Here is a 16,859-nt window from a genome sequence, read left to right on the forward strand (position 1 = left end):
GTAATAGTTTTTACTTATGAGACTATAAATATTCTCATATGAGAAATGTCATCTTAGGGTTCGAAGTTCACCAGCCTTTTAGAATAAAAGGAAGCTACTTTTGGAACCCCCAATTTAGAGATAATCCGATAGAAAAATATTTTGATAACCAGTTAAATAGGGATGTATTTCTTAGAGCTAAACAAAAATGCTATATACCTGCAACTAAGATAATTCTAGATGAAATTGAGAGGGGGGAAAATGAAGGATATGACGTCAAGGTATTCTATTCAATATCAGGAACCTTCATGGAGCAGGCAGAAAAGTGGGGAAGAGAAGTAATAGACTTACTTCAACAGCTATCGTATACAAGAAAGGTGGAGTTTTTATCTCAAACTTATTACCACTCGATAACAGGTTTGTGGGATGACTTAGATGAATGGAAAGAACAAGTTAAACAGCACTCAGAATTAATAAAGGAATACTTTGATCAGACACCGACAACTTTTGAGAACACTGAACTACTAGTTACTCCCAGAATATTAAAGGAAGTTGAGAACTTAGGTTTCAAATCAATTATAATGGAAGGAAAAGAGAGCGTACTGAACGGTAGATCACCAAATTATGTCTACAGAATAAAGAACAGTAAATTAGTAGGCTTACTGAGAAACTATAGGCTAAGTGATGATATTGCCTTCAGGTTTTCGAACAGGAATTGGGACCAATACCCATTGACTGCACAAAAACTCTCTGATTGGGTACTGTGGTCAGAGGGTGATGTTGGATTAATCTTCGTTGATTATGAAACATTTGGGGAGCATCATTGGCCTGAGAGCGGAATCCTAGACTTCTTGAGATGGTTACCAAGAGAACTTTCTAGAAGAGAAATAAAGATGAAACTACCTAAAGAGGTATATGATAGGGCTGTTCAAGAGATAGAAATAACTCAAACATCGTCTTGGGCTGATATAAACAAGGATGAGTCAAGTTGGTTAGGAAATATAATGCAATGGGCTTATGATGAAATGGTCAGAAGAACCGAAATGTTGGCAAAAGAGTTGGGTAAAGAGTACCTTAAAGCCTGGAAGTATTTCACAACTAGTGATCATTATTATTACCTGTTTTTAGGTAGTAGTAGTCCAGCAGAGGTTCACTCATATTTTAGCTCCTTTAACTCACCAATTGATGCGTTCATAAACGAGATTTACGCTATCTCGATGTTTCAAGAGGAAATGAGAAAGAAGTTAAAGATAGAAAATGAACCGTTTATATTTTACAAGGGTTTGAAGAGAGGTAAGGAAGTTTGGACGATAGACCAGTATAAAGAGCTGATAAAACAAAAGCCAGAATATAAAGACTTCGAAAAGTATATTCAAGAGTGGATTAAGCAATGAAGAGATATGAAAGCCTATGGTTTGAGGACGAACTAAAGCACGTCTGGATGATCAGTGCCGAGCTAGAGAAAGTAGCTAGTCTAGGGGGATTGGGACCAGTAGTATATAATCTTGGTAAAGAATTAGTTAAGCAGGGTATAAAAGTAACTGTAATCATGCCAAGCCATGGTCGTCATCTTAATGACTATTATAGGTCACTCCTTAAATTGAACGAAATATCTTTAGTCGCAGAAGGAGATAGAATAGGTATTGATGGTAAATCTTATCACTACAAGCTAGGGTTTGAACATGGAAATTTGGATGGAATGAACGTGGTTTTAATTAAAGGACTGGATTACAACACGGGAAGGATAATTGATTCATGGAACATTTACGATAACGCCATGGAGAAATCTTCACTTCTGGCTAGGGCTGTCGAGAAGTATGCAAAGTTCTCAATACCTAATGACATACCGTCCATAATACACGTACATGATTGGCACTCTGTAATTGCAGGTGTGACTGCTAAATTTACATTTGAGGCTAGGAGAGTAATAGTTCCTCTAGTATTTACAGTTCACCTGTTAAACAAGGTCAGTGCACCTTGGCATTACGCGTCAGAAGATTGGAGTGGACTGATGAATTATCCACATTACATTTGGAGAATAATAAAACATGACTTGTACACAACTAGAGAAGTGTGGGATTTCTTCTCTTCTGGTTCCATAGAAAAGTTTGGTTCTTATGAGGCTGATCTAATAACATCAGTTAGTAAAAGCTACCTAACATATGATATATTTAACTTCATAGGAAACTGGATAGAGAACAAGAGTTGTATCCATTATAACGGTACTGATTGGGAAGTAGAGGAGACTAAAAAGTACGCTTACAGCAAGTTTGGGACTGAGGATAGGGCTGAAATAAGAAAAAGGTTATTTGACGAACTAGAAGTCCTAAGAGTAACCCCTGAGGATTACACTACAGGTAACATACTTTGGAATAACAGATTCAATATAGGTATAAAGGATGACTGGACATATAGTAGACTAGAAAACGGTCCTCTAATTCTATTTGCAGGAAGAATGGTTTATCAGAAGGGAATAGACTCATTACTCATAGCATTTGATGAAGTACTTAAGACCATTAACAATGCCCGTCTAATAATATTAGGATTACCCTCCTCAGACTATGGATTACTACAAAATGTGGTATCTAATATATCTAGACACGGTGGTAACATTAGGATAATCCTAGGCAAAATGAGTAAGGAACTGTACAGGCTCTTCTACTATAGTGCCTCAGTGTTTGTGATACCCTCAAGATGGGAACCATTTGGGCTAGTTGCAGTAGAGTCAATGGCTGTAGGAACCCCGGTAGTTGCATACTCGGTAGGCGGGCTGAGAGAGAGTATAGTAGACATCAGGGTTGACCAAGAGCAGGGAACAGGACTACTGGTAGAACCGGAAAATGTCTGGGAACTATCAAAAGCGTTAATTTCTGCTTTATCATTGTCTATGGCTTCAGAAACAAACAATGGAGATTTTCTAAAATATACTGAAGTTAAGACGAATGATGTGAAGTTATGGGACAAAATAAGGCAAAATTGTGTAAGGAGAGTTAATGAGAATTTCAGATGGTCAGCAAGTGCTAAGCAGTTACAGGAGTGCTATTCTAAGGCTCAGACCATGGCGAAATATAGACTGTTAGCATCATTTTAACGCTATTTTAAATACTTATTATACAAGTTATAAACAATGCAGAAAGAAGTTCCACCAGGACAAAAGTATGTGAAACGATTCATTTATTATGCAGCTTTGGGTGTACCCCAAGTAAACTTAAACGAGTATAGGCTCAAAATTTTTGGAGAGGTTGAGAATAAAATAGAGATTACTTATGAAGAAATGCTGAAGATGATCGACGTAAAGTATACCAAAGACTTTCATTGCGTTACAGGCTGGAGTGTAGAAAACGTTGAATGGGAGGGAATAAAGATGAAGACAATAGCCGAGAAGGCAAAAGTGAAGCCAGGAGCGAAGTGGGTTATCTTCTACTCATTGGATGGTTACACAACCGTAGTGCCATTAGAAGATGCCTTGCATGAAGATTCCATAATAGCCCTTAAGATGAATGGTAGACCCCTAGATATTAAGTCAGGATTTCCCGCTAGACCGTTTATCCCTCACCTATATGGCTGGAAAAGTGCCAAATGGTTAACGGCAATACAGTTCTCGAGAGAATATATTGACGGATTCTGGGAGGAAAGAGGTTATCATGAAAGAGGAAATGTTTGGGATGAAGAAAGGTTTAAGGGACAAGGAGTAAGTCATGAGGGAAAGAAAAGAAATCCTATATTTTAACTTTTTATCCCATAGGATATTGAGGCATTTGTTGTTCTCCTGCGCCTTTCTGTTGTGTTGGTGAAGCTGCAATATAGTCATCTATCTTTAGTAGTGCTGTGACAGCTTCTGTAGCACTCTTTAGTACACTCTCCTTAACTATCAATGGATCAATGATGTTCTCCTTGGTCACGTCTTCTTCAACCTTACCCTTAAGTACATTAATTCCAGCAAATTTCATTCCACTCGCATGTAGATTCCTTAACTTCACAACAGTATCTATCTCGTCCATACCTGCAGTTCCTGCTAAGGTTGTTGTAATCTCCTCTAGAGCATTTGCGAAAGCCTCTATCGCCAATTGTTCTTTTCCACCAACCTTCTTTGATTCTTCTCTGATCTTCATTGCTAACTCAACTTCATAAGATCCGCCACCACCAACTATGTATGGGCTCTCTATAACGTTCTTAATTGCGTTCAATGAATCTTGAAAACTCCTCTCTAGCTCATCCATTATTATTTCACTTGAACCCCTAATCAGAACTGTTACAGCTTTAGTGTCTTTGGAATCTTCTATGAGAATAACCTTTGAGTTACCAATTTTTCTTTCCTCCACCAATTCTGCTTGACCAAGGTCTTCTGAAGAAACGTCTTTTAGTGAGGATATTATTTTAGCACCTGTAGCCTTAGCAACTTTTTCCACATCGCTCCTACTGACATTCTTTATTCCCATTATTCCTTTCTTAGCCAAGAAGTGTAACGCTATGTCATCCATTCCTTTTTGAGTTATAACAACCTTCGCACCAATTTTTTCAAGGGTATCAATCATGGATCTTATGTACTTTGCCTGTTCCTCTAATGCTAACTTGATCTGAGAAGGATCATTAAAGCTCATCTTAGCAGAAATCTCAGGTTTCTCCACTTCCAGGGGGAAGTCTAATATTGCTATTTTAGCTTTCTCAACTCTTCTTGGCATATTCTCATGTGCAACTTCCTTGTCCAAAATATATCCTCTGACTAAAGTTGTCTCGTCTACGCTTTCTCCCTTCTTCTTTATGAATTTAATATTAGATAAATCCACCTTGTAAGCATTGTCTACTTTTTCTACAACGGATAATATTGCATCTATAGAGACATCTATTATTCTGTTTAAGGTTTCTGAATTTGCAAAGAATTTACTTGACAATGCGGTAAAGGCAACATTCTTGAGCGATTTCCTGTCCTGTGGGTTTACACTCAAACCTACTGATTTACCAGTTTCTAAAGCGATTTGAAGCGCTTTCTTATATCCTTCAATAATAACGATTGGATGTATTTTTTGATCAATTAGTTTATCAGCTTCATCTGCTAAGAATCCACTTAATACTACTGCTGAGGTAGTACCATCTCCTACCTGAGCGTCTTGAGCTTTAGCAGCTTCCACAACTAATTTTGCTGCGGGATGTTGTATATCCATTTCCTTTACTATTGTTACACCATCGTTTGTTATTGTGACATCTGATGTTCCTGAAATCAACATCTTATCCATTCCCTTTGGTCCTAAACTACTCTTCAACATTTCAGCCAAAGTTCTTACTGCTAATATGTTGTTCTTTATTACTGTGACACCACTTTGCTCCTTCGTTCCCTCTTTATATAGCGAGTACATGCATTTAAAAAGAACACCATAATATTTAAAACTACATGATGTGACTCTGCGGAACTGACGTTTTGATGAGAGAAACAGGGTCTGAGAATTGCTTAATCGAACTCAGCCTGAATCTTCTTTTTACCCTCTAGTAACTTAGTGTTAAATGGAGGATTCCTCACTTCTTCTATACTTATGCCCATCCTTCTTAGCTCATTTACCGCTTTATCAATATCGTCCTCATGTGTCGCATACTTTATTCTCTCCTTTATCTGAATTAAAGAGCCATTCTGGGAATTGAATCTCTCTGCACTAACTGTGACCCATGTATTACCGTTTTTATAAATAAATAACACATCTTGCAGGTATCCAGGAATTACATGGCTTACTCCGGCAAAATAATAATCGTTATATTTGTATACCTTAACCATATTTAACGATTCAATGAGCGTTTTAATAAGATTTACTTACCCATGTCATCTACGCAAATCATCTTACCTTTACTCCCTCTATTATCCAATACTTATTTACTTCACTAGCTGAAATTATCCTGAATTTTATAGAAAGTACCTTTAATGCGTCAACTGCGTTATTTTGTGGAACAATTATCATTCCCTTTCCTCCCCTTTTAGTCACTCTATATGCCTCTCTAACAACATCATAATCCATGACTTCAGAGATTACAACATTATCGAAAACAGAGTCCTTGAAAGGTAATGGAATTATTGCTCTTACTATTTCATCCTTACTGTCCAGCTTGTATGTGGTGCCAGTTACCGTGATTGCGTCTTTTATTAACGGTGAACCTATTTGTAGGGTCCTCCCTTTTAATCTTAGATTAAGATTGTTCTCGTAAATTTTAGGTGAGAAGAATTGTGAATTAATTATAATGAGGCCTTCAAAAGCAGATAACAGGTACAGTTCTCCGTTCAAAAGGTTTGGGGATATTATGAAGTCATATGTATGTTCAGTGAGTGGTAGTATTTTTCCGTACGAGAGATTGATACTCTTTGACTCTGTACAGTTTCTAAGCTCGGCATTTAAGACTTCTTTCAAGTTACTGGACTTCTCAGGTAGAAGGCGTAATAGTATCATTTATATGAGGTAATATTTATGGGCATTAATATTTTTATATGTAGATATTTCAGTCCTTATTCATATATATCCTTAATATATATCATGAAGTACCTTTGAAATATCAGTTATCGCAAACATACCAATTATGTTACCCTTCTTATCTTTAACTGGCAGATGTCTTATTTTATTCTTAGTCATGAGGTCTATGGCAGTAAAGGGATCTGTGTCCTCCTCAATTATTATTAAATTGCCCATAGTAGCCGCTAATCTCACCTCATCATTAGGATTAAGACCACTAGAGAAAGCTTTTACAGCGTCTCTATCAGTAAAAATTCCCTTTGGAGCACCATTTTCTGTTATTATTACAGACCCTACACCCTTCTCGAGCATTAATTTACAGGTTTCCTGTATTGATGTATTTAACTCTACTTGAAATATGGGTGTAGACATGTAGGTTTTTACACTTTTCATAATATAAAACTTAATCTTTTTCCCAATAAGCTTTTAATTTCACTTTAGTGGGCTGTTTATTTTGAAGCAAGTCTGTAATAACGTCCCTATAATATTCCTCAGACTGAACTCCCCTAACCAGCCACTCGTCATTAATTAGTATCGCTGGTACGCCCTTGATTCCCATAGCCTTAGCCTCCTCTTCGTCCTGAATCACAGATAATCTAGTCTTCTTAGACCTTATATCCTCTCTGAACTTGTTTAAATCGAGATTCAACTCTTTCGCAATACTTATCAGAACTTGTTCATCAGTTATATCTTCCCCCTGAAGAAAGAATCTATCTTGAGCTTTGTCATAGAATTCCCAATGCCCTTCGTCTCCCTTCTGAAACTCTGCAGCTTTACATGCAACTAAAGGTGGAATAGACCATACATAAGTGAATTTACTTTTCTCAATTATCTTATCTGGATCATAATCTGGAAAATATTTCTTTACTATTTGGAATTCATTGAAGAATAATTTTTTAGCCTCTTCAGGTGTAAATGCTACTTCTTTTAGATCTTCTAGCGATGATATTATAGCAAAAGCCTTATGCTTTACAACTACTTGATCCTTAAATTCAGTTATAACTTTCCTTAGCCGCTTTGACGTAACGTAACAGAACGGGCATATTACATCATGAAAGAATGTTATCTTAATCATTGTGGTGATATCTGTTGCAAATATTTTTAAAATCAACTCATGTCCTCATTGTTTTTGTAACTTCAGATAGGTCAACTTTAGGATCGTTTACCAATTTCTTTGTTCTTTCTATTAACTCCACCCTTTTAGTTCTCTCTGCGGCTGTTAATAGTTCTTGCACGACTCTGGTAGCTTCTTCAGACTTTCCTTCGGATATAAGGTTACCATAATACCTGAGCAGCATGTAATAGCTTACCTCGTTGATCACTGTACGATCAAAATTACTTCTAACTTCATCGTCAGGAGCTCTCTTAATAACTAGGCTTTCATCAATTTCTATGTTTTTATTGCTAACACTATCTACATAATTTCCTGTGACTTTCAAAGTATAATCAGTCTCTCCTGGAGGGATATTTCCAACAGCATATACATTCACGTCCTTGTCTACAACAGGAATATTCACAGGCATCTCATAGTTTATTACTTCGAGACCTTCTGAAAAATTCAGAGTAAGATTATAAGCAGCTACCTTGTCAGATTTCTGCTCCACAAGAGTAGTTGGGAGTTGTGAAGGGTCATTAATATGATAAAACACTCCTGAACCCTTATCTGCGAGTATCTTCATAATCGCTTCATTATAGTCCTCGCCTAACCCTATAGTAATAAGTTGGACATTCTTAGGGACTTGTAAGGACTCATAATCTCTGGAATATCGTTTATCGGTCGGTTTTCCATCAGATAATAGGATTATTTTAACCGGTATCTCAGAACTTTTAAATTTTTCAAGAACTTTAGTAATTGCCTTATGTAAATTAGTAGTATAACCCATTTTAATACTCTTTAACTCTATTTGTTTGCCAGATTCACCCTCATATAGTGTTTCTATATCATTGGAAAATAAGTATATTGATATGAAGTTTCCAGGGATTATATCTTGAACCAATCTACTTGCTGAAGACAATGCCAAATTTATTTTATTCTCCTTCTTCATTGATGGACTATTGTCTATCATAACAACGTAATGTATACCTGAGAGGGAGGCAAATGAAGTAGGGCTTACCCTAACTATCAAACTGACCTGTGTGGGCTTCCCTGTAAACGCCAAATTAGTTGAAGATTTTAAAGAAACGCTAACTGTCATTTGTTATAATATATTATAGGGGTAAAACTATATATACTTTAATACAGAATATTACGTGTATGACGTGGAAATGTAATTTATGCGGTTATGAAAACGATGATGATGCATTATTTTGCATTAAATGTGGAGCTCAAAAGAGTTCAGAAGCACAACAATTACCACAGCAACAACCAAGTGAACCACAAGCACAAGGAGTAGTAACACAGCAACAGGTGGTTACGAACCCTCCTGTACAAGCTCAAGTAGCAACACCTCAACAGCCTGCTCAACAGCCCGTTTTACCACAACCAGAACCAGCTCAACCTCAACCGGTCTCATCGACTCCAGCACCCCAACAGGCATCACAGCCTACAAACAGATATTACATTTACTTTATACAAACACCAAATGAGAATTTAGTAAACAAAAAAGTCCTACTTAATTTCGATCTGTTTCCTAGTGTATCAATGGGTAGGAGTCCTGAAAACATTGTCATAGTTCCTGATTCAGAAGTATCTAGAAAACACGCAGTTATATATCTTGATAATAGTGAGTTATATATTGAAGATCTGAATAGTACGAATGGGACTTATGTTTACGATGGAAAGCAGTTTACTCCAATTAAGGGGAAACAGAAGATAGAGCCTAACTCAATTATTAAACTTGGTAATCAGACAATAGTACGAATATTAAAGGAGTGAGTTTATGACCATATCAGTTAAAGCCGAATTAAGTCACAAGTACTCTTTTACCTCCCCCCTGAAAGGAGTGTTTAGATTAATTATAGTTCCGGAAAAAGTTTCGACTGCACGTGGGTTTCATTACATAATACTCCTAGATACATCAGGCTCCATGTATGGTGTAAAGATAGAGACAGCTAAACAAGGAGCAATGGAACTATTGAGCAGGATACCTGAAGGGAATAAGATATCTTTCCTGACATTCTCCAATAACGTTAATATATTAAGCGAATATGCAGATGCACCATCATTAGTTCAACAAATTAAACAGATAAGGTCAGGTGGACAAACAGTCCTGTATAGAGCTTTAGAGAGAGCAATCGAAATAGCCAAAAAACACGATTTACCAGGATACATAATATTATTAACAGATGGACAGCCTACTGACGTACCTGAGACAGATGCTTATGAAAAACTGAATTATCCTGAAGCCTATAAGGTAATAGCGTTTGGTATAGGCGATGATTACAATGAAAGATTACTTAAGGTAATAACAGATAAGACTGCAGGAATACTGTATCACGTAGAGGATGCTAAGGAAATAGCTGAAATGTTGCCACAGTCAGCGGTTACGGAAATAGGAGCTAAGAACGTTAGCATAGATATAGTTTCAGAGACTCAGGTCAAATTGTTGAATTATCCTGGACCACCAGTAAAGCTAGGCGCAGTGGAATCAGTGGTAAGAGTGTATGGCGAGATAATAATTCCACCTAATTTCACTGGGAGGCTTGCAACAGTCAAAATATCTTATGAAGATCCTTTGTCAAGTAGGATTAATAGACTAGAGGTTAACTTTGATATAACAAGAGCAAATGATGTAAAGCGCTTCCTAGACGGTATAAATAATGATTTGGTTAATGAATATCGTTACTATGAGTTAATGAGCAAGTTAGCTAATCAATTGAACTCCAACAATTTATCAGAAGCAACCAGAACTGTAGAACAAATGCAAATGATAGCACAGCAGACTAGAAGAATGGAGCTAATAGAGACAACTAGAAGAATAAGCGAAAGTATAGAGACAACTAGAAGAATAGGTACAGTAGAGCAAACTAGAAAGATATCTAAGGAAATAACTAGTGAAGTTACTAAGAAGTTGAGGTCTTAAACAAGGACTAAATTTATCTTAGTTCTTCCTCAGTTATCTTAACTATTCTAACTGTATTATCCTTCTCGTCGTATATTACTTTCACTAAATCTCCTTCTTTAATCGGAAATTTCTTTCTTATTCTAACCGGTATAGTTATCTGAAAATTCCTAGAGACCTTAACAATATCTTCTACCATCAAATAATAAATTAAAAACTGAAAATATAAAGTTTTTGTTTCTTTTTTTATTCAAATTTTATCCTCATTCAATTTGTCTTTAATATTTTGAGCAATCTCCAGAGCTTTCTTGTACAAAAATTCACCTAGTATAGGCTTATTTGCCTCCAGTTCTTCCAGGTCAATAATGTTGACAGTATTATTTACTTTTACCACGTCTACTTCTAAGTCTAAGTATCTTATTCTATTCTTAAGTAATTCAGGAGGAGTGGAAATATTTACATATAAACCCTTTAGATTATTGTTTCTGTCATGATACCTGTGAATTTGATACCAGTTTCGTGAGTCTAATTCGACTAAATCATAGTCACCGTCTTCAATCTTCAGATTTAAACCGTCATAAATCCCCCCACTCTTGAATTCCCTCCTTATTTTAAGCCAATAGTAATCTCTACCAATCTCCTTCTGGACAATTGTACCACCCTTCAAGAGTACACGTTTACCATTTGGCTTTACATGTTCAATGGCTTCAATCATATTATCTCCAATTAACGATGTTAACAATTTCTCAGGAGAAGGATTTACTTTACCTTCTTCAATGTCTACTTCGTTTGAATAGGTCATTTTGAGCATATGATGAAACTTCATGGTGTTAATTACCAGACTCCTAATGTCATCTAAGAATAGTTTATCCTCTAATGATAAGGTAACTTTCAGGAAGTCCTCTCCCTGTTCTCTAAAGTCATTATAACTATATCTCATTGTTAAATTTTCCAATTCCTCTTTAAGCTCTGCAGTAGTCGCCATTGCTGCGTTACTTCTCCATTTTACATTATACCCTTTCTTATTAAACGGAATACTAACAGACAAAAGCCGTTGACTGTCTCTCTCATCAATATGCTCTGAGAAAAATGTTCTCCCATCTCCTTTCCAAACCATAGCAAATTTTCCTACTGCTCGCGGGGAAGAAAGTATTATCTTCCCTTCAACTGGAGGTTTTATCACTAGACCCTCAGATAGGCAAGGCTCTACAATAAAATTCATGAATTTACAATCTTCAGTGCTTACTACTGAATATAACTTAATTGGAGACCTCCATATAGGAGAATATTTAAAAATAGATCTCATAAAGTTGTATATATCTTCACCTACGCTTACTATCTCCCCCTTGTCTATACCATCTTTTACAGTAACATCTGCAGGTGACCTAATAATATCCATAAAAAAACGCTCCGCTATTTGCGGAGTTTGTTGAACTATCTCGAAGCCATTCTTTAAAAAGAGGTAAGTAAGAGCAGTAGCATAAATGCCTCTAATTCTGACTCTCATGTATTAATTTATTAAATACATACTTTAAAATTCCACCCTGTTTAATGTACTCTAGCTCTACGTTGGTATCAACTCTAGCTAATCCTTGTACTTCAACTTTACTACCATCCTGTTTTATGAACTCCACCTTAACCTTAGATTTCGGCTTCAAATCCTTCAGATATACATTTACTATCTCATCTCCCTTAATACCTAAACTCTTCCAGTCTGGTATTTCTATTGGCACAACACCCATAGCCACTAGGTTACTTCTGTGGATTCTCTCAAAACTCTCAGCCAGTACAGCCTTAACCCCTAGTAATGCAGTTACCTTAGCAGCCCAATCTCTTGAACTTCCAGATCCATATTGTTTACCTGCAACTATGACTAAAGGAACACCTTCCTTCTTATACTGTTGTGAGGCTTCGTAAACACTCATTACTTTACCATCAGGGAAGTGTTTAGTAAAACCGCCTTGAACATCTACTAGTAAATTCTTCAACTTAGAGTTTGCAAATCCCCCTCTAAGCATAACCTCATGGTCTCCTCTTCTAGCTCCGTATGTGTTAAGATCCTGTTCACCTAATTCTGAAAGATATTTTCCTGCAACGGAATCCTTGTCGATTGGACCGGCTGGTGATATATGATCTGTTGTAATTTTATCGCCTAAGAGTAGTAAGATCCTAGCATTCTTTACGTCATCAAGTTTAAGATCTAGAGATATCCATGGAGGCATCCTTATATATGTGGACTTTTCATCCCAACTATATAATTCGCTTTCTTTAACCTGTAAATTATTCCAGTTTTCATCTCCCTCTAAGATATGCGAATAGACAGCCTTGTAGAACTCAGGATTCATTCCCAGCTTAATGTATTCTGAAATTTCCTTAGTAGTAGGCCATATGTCCCTGAGATATACAGGATTACCATTAGGATCATAATCAATTGGCTCATTGAAGAAATCAATATCTATTCTCCCTGCGAGTGAAAATGCAACCACTAGAACTGGTGAAGCCAGAAATACTCCACTGAGATAGGGATTTATTCTGCCCTCATAATTCCTATTTCCGCTAATTACACCATAAACCTCTAACTTGTTTGATTTAACGTCCTCCTCTATCTTTTTGGGTAGAGGACCAGCATTACCTATACATGTTGTGCATCCAAAACCAACAACATGGAAACCTAGAGCTTCCAGATAAGGTAGCAAGCCAGACTCTTTAAGGTACTCAACAACAACAGGAGAACCAGGAGCCATGCTGGTTTTTACATAGGATTTACTTCTTATGCCGTGCTGAATAGCCTTCTTGGCTAAAATTCCAGCTCCTATCATAACTGTTGGGTTTGACGTGTTAGTACAGCTGGTTATGGCAGTAAGTACTACATCGAGGTCTTTGACTAGACTTCCCTTCTTCTTATCCTTCTTCTCCTGAAATAGTTTTTTCAGGTCCTTCAGGGGAACTCTCTCATCTGGATTTTTGGGACCAGCTATTGCAGGTTCTACTTCAGACAGATCTATTGTGACTACTTCAGAATATTTTGGCTGACTCTCATAGAATATTCCCTGAGCTTTAGCATATTTTTCTACTAACTTGTACTCCCTAGCAGTTGCAGCTAAATAGTTTAAGGTCTGATAGTCAATTGGGAAATAACTTGCTGTAGCCCCATATTCTGGAGCCATATTTGCTATTGTAGCCCTATCAGGTACTGTTAGATTTCCAAGAGATGGACCGAAGAACTCGACAAACTTTCCAACAACTCCTTTCTTTCTCAGTTTTTCGGTTATATACAGAACTATATCTGTGGGTGTTACCCCTTCCTTTATCTCTCCTACAAGCCTTACTCCCACTACTTCAGGAACTGCCATGGTATAAGGTTCTCCAAGCATTACAGCCTCAGCTTCAAGTCCACCAACTCCCCATGAAAGCACACCTAAACCGTTGGTCATTGGTGTGTGAGAATCGGTACCTATCACAATCTCTGGGTAAGCTGTTAACTGACCTCTAAATTCCTTAACATCTACTACTTTGCTCAGGTACTCTAGGTTTATCTGATGAATTATACCCTTTCCTGGGGGAAATACTCTCAAATTCTTAAAGCTTCTCTGAGCCCATTTCAAGAACTTATATCTCTCAACATTTCTTTCAAATTCCTTCTTCTTATTCAGGAGTAATGAAGAAGCAGTTCCATAGTAGTCAACTTGTACTGAATGGTCTATAATTAAATCAGACTGAACTATAGGGTTTATCTTTAGGGGGTCCTCTCCCCTCTTAGACATCTCGTCTCTCATCGCAGCTAAATCCACAAGAAGGGGAATGCCAGTATAGTCCTGTAAAACAACTCTCGTAGGTAGGAAAGAAAATTCCTTACCTGTTTTCCATGAAGCGATTGCGTCTAAATCTTCCTCCGTTATTTTTACGTTATCAAGGTTCCTAAATGTGTTCTCCACCAGGATTTTTAGAGAATATGGTAAGGAGTCTACGTCATATCCTCTGTCTTTCAACTGCTTTATTGGATAATACCTTATATTAGACTCTAGGATTTGACTCATCGAATATATACTGTAAGCTCTGAGAATAAGAATTTTATGATATACAGAGTATTACTCACCCTCTTTACCCAGACTCTTTATCCAGTTCGTGATGTCTTTTAAACATTCCTGTGCATAACTTATCTTAATCTTACCGTCCTTATCCCTATTGACTATAGTAAAGTATCTACCCATACCGGCATGAGATATCATCTCGTATTCTGAAATCTCGCAATCTATTTTACTTTCCCCAATCGGTACATTTTCTAACCAATCTAGTACCCTGCTGTTTCCTAATCTTATTAAGTAATCAAGAATATACTCACCGTCATCCTTAAGTCCAGCTAATCTCTTCAATATTTCTAGTTCCCTTTTAATCAGAGATCTGGCTGGCTCATTATATACATCTATTAGCTTTAGTAAATCGTCTAAAGTATACTCACCGGTTTCCGATTTAACCTTATAAGCTTCGATAAAGTGGTATCCCATAAAGTAGTAGGGAGCTGTGTTATATGCTCTGACCCCAGAACTTACAAGATATTCTTTTTCCTGCTCCTTCTTGGAAACGGTAATACTCTCTTCTATTTTTTGCATAAAGTCCTCAGGTTTAGTCAATTCTTCTATACCATTCAAAAGATACAATAATGCCAATGGAAACCCCAACTGTAAAGCTCTACCTATAGCGAATAACTCCGATTTACTTAAAGTTGGCATTCCTTTAGCTAACTTTATCTCTTGCGATGTCAAATAGTCAGATATATCGACATTCCTAATCGTTGATTTTTTTAGAGTAATTATTTTATTAGCGAAGTCAGTAGAGAACTCAATTAGAGGAATATCAGCTTTTCTTTTGGTTATATAATAATCTTGAATAGCTAGTTTCGCAGCGTCTGACGTGTAATAAGTGAGGTAAGATGTCGTTTCACTTAAGTCTAGTAATACAGTATCGGGATTGTATCTAGTCAATGCATTATAAACAGAATAGTATACTGAGAAATTGAAATTGCCTAAACTGTTATCATGAATGTGCATAAAGCCATCAGCGTCAATAGTTCCAGATGAAGGGATTACCTCCACATCAATCCCCTGAAATCTCTTTAAAACCTCCTCCTGTATACGTTTCTTAAGTTCTACATAAGAATCTGGTAAGTCTTGAGTTTTTAGATACGCAGATAAAAATGAGGGAAGTAAAACTAACATGTCTACTTGTTCTTCCGATTCCCTTAGGAATTTGACCTCAGCTAGTGATGGTTTGCTCTCAACAACTTCACGTTCTGTCTCCTCTCCTCTTTCATTAATTATCTCGTATTTATTTTCTCTATTATTCAAATTTGTCCATATTGAAATTAGTAATATCTTCATCTGTTTAATATCTTACTTCTCGTTATTAACTTTTATGATAATAGTGAGGTAGAAACACTCTAAAAAAATAACAATAAGGAGAGACTATGAATTTTTTCATCATTAACTTTTTTACCTTTAAAATCTATAATTATATTATGCCAACTGAAGAGGAAAAAAGAGATTTAGAGAGAGCTGAAGAGTATGAACATATTACCGCAAGAGCTACTGTAATAGGAAAAAATAAGATAGAATTAAGCACGGGTCTTATAATAGCAGCAAGGTATGCAGATAAGTTAAGGAGGGTCGCTCTCGTAGCATTCAGTAGAGTTGCTCCTAAAGATGTAATTGTAAGGGACGTGGCTGAACTTAACAAGAAACTTTATGATATAATAGTTAAGGAGATGAAACTTAACAAGTTATCTGTGATAAGAATATTGGTTGACGCTGAATATAACGAGAGAGAGAACAAACTTGAATTTGATAACATTAGGGTAATTAGATATCTCACTGAAGAGGAATGTAGTAACCAGTTAAAGCAACTGAATGAAAAAATTAAAGATCTAGAGAAAGAACTCCAAACATATAAGGAAAAAATTAAAAAAATTGAACAACTGTTATCTTCTAGTTAATAAAAAACTTAATTTATTTTTACTTAACCTTTCACTAAGCCTATAACAAATCCTATTATAAACAATATAGAATTATATGGCAGATAATTTATTATTCTCGACACATATTGCTCAGCCTGCGTTGCATAGACACCCATACTTTGAAGACCAGAAACCACTGTATGGGGGGAAACTACTCCGATGGCTATTAGTATAACTATTATGGCTAGCACTATTATACCGATCTTTATTACATTTTTTATCAGATAGCCTACTAGAAAACCCAGTACAAACGCTACTATAGCCATTACTATTTCAGTATAAGGAATACCTGCTATTGGCATTAATAGAATGTATTAAAGGAGAAGTTTATATGATTAACCATAATAAGAAAATTCAATAGAAAATTTTTAGGTACTACAT

Annotated in this window: 17 protein-coding genes; 6 read left to right on the forward strand and 11 right to left on the reverse strand. The window is 36.4% G+C overall.

Annotated features, from left to right (window positions below):
* Positions 1–38 precede the first annotated feature (38 nt).
* Genes SACI_RS05720 through SACI_RS05730 form a run of 3 tightly spaced genes read left to right on the forward strand, consistent with a single transcriptional unit; the run spans position 39 to position 3,709 of the window.
* Positions 39–1,373 (forward strand): glycoside hydrolase family 57 protein, encoded by a 1,335-nt coding sequence (locus SACI_RS05720; RefSeq protein WP_011278049.1) that lies wholly within the window; start codon positions 39–41, stop codon positions 1,371–1,373.
* Positions 1,370–3,070 carry a glycogen/starch synthase gene (locus tag SACI_RS05725; protein WP_011278050.1) on the forward strand — a complete coding sequence of 567 codons (1,701 nt, stop codon included), beginning with the start codon at positions 1,370–1,372 and terminating at the stop codon, positions 3,068–3,070. Before SACI_RS05720 ends, SACI_RS05725 begins: the two co-directional genes overlap by 4 nt.
* Before the next feature lie 36 nt (positions 3,071–3,106).
* Complete coding sequence (locus SACI_RS05730; RefSeq protein WP_011278051.1) at positions 3,107–3,709, forward strand: sulfite oxidase-like oxidoreductase; 603 nt, start codon at positions 3,107–3,109, stop codon at positions 3,707–3,709.
* A 4-nt stretch (positions 3,710–3,713) separates the two neighbouring features.
* Here the strand turns inward: SACI_RS05730 and thsA are convergent, their stop codons facing one another.
* From thsA to SACI_RS05760, 6 genes are all read right to left on the reverse strand, one after another.
* Positions 3,714–5,333, reverse strand: coding sequence for a thermosome subunit alpha (gene thsA, locus SACI_RS05735; RefSeq protein ID WP_011278052.1), 1,620 nt, complete (start codon positions 5,331–5,333; stop codon positions 3,714–3,716).
* Between the two features lie 92 nt (positions 5,334–5,425).
* Positions 5,426–5,743 carry a hypothetical protein gene (locus tag SACI_RS05740; protein WP_011278053.1) on the reverse strand — a complete coding sequence of 106 codons (318 nt, stop codon included), beginning with the start codon at positions 5,741–5,743 and terminating at the stop codon, positions 5,426–5,428.
* Positions 5,744–5,801: 58 nt separating this feature from the next.
* Positions 5,802–6,407: a hypothetical protein gene (locus SACI_RS05745; RefSeq protein ID WP_015385575.1), complete on the reverse strand. Its 606-nt coding sequence runs from the start codon at positions 6,405–6,407 to the stop codon at positions 5,802–5,804.
* Between the two features lie 72 nt (positions 6,408–6,479).
* The gene (locus SACI_RS05750) at positions 6,480–6,860 is read right to left on the reverse strand and encodes a CBS domain-containing protein (RefSeq protein ID WP_011278055.1); all 381 of its coding nucleotides are present in this window, start codon (positions 6,858–6,860) and stop codon (positions 6,480–6,482) included.
* A 10-nt stretch (positions 6,861–6,870) separates the two neighbouring features.
* Complete coding sequence (locus tag SACI_RS05755) at positions 6,871–7,542, reverse strand: DsbA family oxidoreductase (protein WP_015385576.1); 672 nt, start codon at positions 7,540–7,542, stop codon at positions 6,871–6,873.
* Between the two features lie 37 nt (positions 7,543–7,579).
* Positions 7,580–8,662 (reverse strand): VWA domain-containing protein, encoded by a 1,083-nt coding sequence (locus SACI_RS05760; protein ID WP_011278057.1) that lies wholly within the window; start codon positions 8,660–8,662, stop codon positions 7,580–7,582.
* A gap of 59 nt (positions 8,663–8,721) precedes the next feature.
* Here SACI_RS05760 and SACI_RS05765 point away from each other — a divergent pair, with 59 nt between their 5' ends.
* Positions 8,722–9,342 (forward strand): FHA domain-containing protein, encoded by a 621-nt coding sequence (locus SACI_RS05765; RefSeq protein WP_011278058.1) that lies wholly within the window; start codon positions 8,722–8,724, stop codon positions 9,340–9,342.
* A 4-nt stretch (positions 9,343–9,346) separates the two neighbouring features.
* Positions 9,347–10,489 (forward strand): VWA domain-containing protein, encoded by a 1,143-nt coding sequence (locus tag SACI_RS05770; protein ID WP_011278059.1) that lies wholly within the window; start codon positions 9,347–9,349, stop codon positions 10,487–10,489.
* A gap of 13 nt (positions 10,490–10,502) precedes the next feature.
* Here the strand turns inward: SACI_RS05770 and SACI_RS05775 are convergent, their stop codons facing one another.
* From SACI_RS05775 to SACI_RS05790, 4 genes are read right to left on the reverse strand one after another with little or no spacing between them, the layout of a single operon-like run.
* Positions 10,503–10,667 (reverse strand): AbrB/MazE/SpoVT family DNA-binding domain-containing protein, encoded by a 165-nt coding sequence (locus tag SACI_RS05775; RefSeq protein ID WP_011278060.1) that lies wholly within the window; start codon positions 10,665–10,667, stop codon positions 10,503–10,505.
* A gap of 51 nt (positions 10,668–10,718) precedes the next feature.
* Positions 10,719–11,975 carry a DUF402 domain-containing protein gene (locus tag SACI_RS05780; protein WP_011278061.1) on the reverse strand — a complete coding sequence of 419 codons (1,257 nt, stop codon included), beginning with the start codon at positions 11,973–11,975 and terminating at the stop codon, positions 10,719–10,721.
* Entirely contained in the window at positions 11,959–14,505 is a 2,547-nt protein-coding gene (acnA, locus tag SACI_RS05785) for an aconitate hydratase AcnA (RefSeq protein WP_011278062.1), read from the reverse strand. The genes SACI_RS05780 and acnA overlap by 17 nt, the downstream gene beginning before the upstream one ends.
* Positions 14,506–14,556: 51 nt before the next feature.
* Positions 14,557–15,846 (reverse strand): TM1812 family CRISPR-associated protein, encoded by a 1,290-nt coding sequence (locus tag SACI_RS05790; RefSeq protein WP_011278063.1) that lies wholly within the window; start codon positions 15,844–15,846, stop codon positions 14,557–14,559.
* Between the two features lie 137 nt (positions 15,847–15,983).
* Here SACI_RS05790 and SACI_RS05795 point away from each other — a divergent pair, with 137 nt between their 5' ends.
* On the forward strand, positions 15,984–16,457 hold the full coding sequence (locus tag SACI_RS05795) for a DUF2258 domain-containing protein (RefSeq protein WP_011278064.1): 474 nt from the start codon (positions 15,984–15,986) through the stop codon (positions 16,455–16,457).
* A 23-nt stretch (positions 16,458–16,480) separates the two neighbouring features.
* Here the strand turns inward: SACI_RS05795 and SACI_RS05800 are convergent, their stop codons facing one another.
* Positions 16,481–16,780 (reverse strand): hypothetical protein, encoded by a 300-nt coding sequence (locus SACI_RS05800; RefSeq protein ID WP_011278065.1) that lies wholly within the window; start codon positions 16,778–16,780, stop codon positions 16,481–16,483.
* Between the last annotated feature and the right edge of the window lie 79 nt (positions 16,781–16,859).

This window comes from Sulfolobus acidocaldarius DSM 639 (genome assembly GCF_000012285.1).
GTDB classification, from domain to species: domain Archaea; phylum Thermoproteota; class Thermoprotei_A; order Sulfolobales; family Sulfolobaceae; genus Sulfolobus; species Sulfolobus acidocaldarius.

Excerpts from the sequence above, each read along its gene's own strand:
- SACI_RS05720 (WP_011278049.1), top strand. The coding sequence starts at position 39 with ATGAGAAATGTCATCTTAGGGTTCGAAGTTCACCAGCCTTTTAGAATA.
- SACI_RS05725 (WP_011278050.1), top strand. The coding sequence starts at position 1,370 with ATGAAGAGATATGAAAGCCTATGGTTTGAGGACGAACTAAAGCACGTC.
- SACI_RS05730 (WP_011278051.1), top strand. The coding sequence starts at position 3,107 with ATGCAGAAAGAAGTTCCACCAGGACAAAAGTATGTGAAACGATTCATT.
- thsA (WP_011278052.1), bottom strand. The coding sequence starts at position 5,333 with ATGTACTCGCTATATAAAGAGGGAACGAAGGAGCAAAGTGGTGTCACA.
- SACI_RS05740 (WP_011278053.1), bottom strand. The coding sequence starts at position 5,743 with ATGGTTAAGGTATACAAATATAACGATTATTATTTTGCCGGAGTAAGC.
- SACI_RS05745 (WP_015385575.1), bottom strand. The coding sequence starts at position 6,407 with ATGATACTATTACGCCTTCTACCTGAGAAGTCCAGTAACTTGAAAGAA.
- SACI_RS05750 (WP_011278055.1), bottom strand. The coding sequence starts at position 6,860 with ATGAAAAGTGTAAAAACCTACATGTCTACACCCATATTTCAAGTAGAG.
- SACI_RS05755 (WP_015385576.1), bottom strand. The coding sequence starts at position 7,542 with ATGATTAAGATAACATTCTTTCATGATGTAATATGCCCGTTCTGTTAC.
- SACI_RS05760 (WP_011278057.1), bottom strand. The coding sequence starts at position 8,662 with ATGACAGTTAGCGTTTCTTTAAAATCTTCAACTAATTTGGCGTTTACA.
- SACI_RS05765 (WP_011278058.1), top strand. The coding sequence starts at position 8,722 with ATGACGTGGAAATGTAATTTATGCGGTTATGAAAACGATGATGATGCA.
- SACI_RS05770 (WP_011278059.1), top strand. The coding sequence starts at position 9,347 with ATGACCATATCAGTTAAAGCCGAATTAAGTCACAAGTACTCTTTTACC.
- SACI_RS05775 (WP_011278060.1), bottom strand. The coding sequence starts at position 10,667 with ATGGTAGAAGATATTGTTAAGGTCTCTAGGAATTTTCAGATAACTATA.
- SACI_RS05780 (WP_011278061.1), bottom strand. The coding sequence starts at position 11,975 with ATGAGAGTCAGAATTAGAGGCATTTATGCTACTGCTCTTACTTACCTC.
- acnA (WP_011278062.1), bottom strand. The coding sequence starts at position 14,505 with ATGAGTCAAATCCTAGAGTCTAATATAAGGTATTATCCAATAAAGCAG.
- SACI_RS05790 (WP_011278063.1), bottom strand. The coding sequence starts at position 15,846 with ATGAAGATATTACTAATTTCAATATGGACAAATTTGAATAATAGAGAA.
- SACI_RS05795 (WP_011278064.1), top strand. The coding sequence starts at position 15,984 with ATGCCAACTGAAGAGGAAAAAAGAGATTTAGAGAGAGCTGAAGAGTAT.
- SACI_RS05800 (WP_011278065.1), bottom strand. The coding sequence starts at position 16,780 with ATGCCAATAGCAGGTATTCCTTATACTGAAATAGTAATGGCTATAGTA.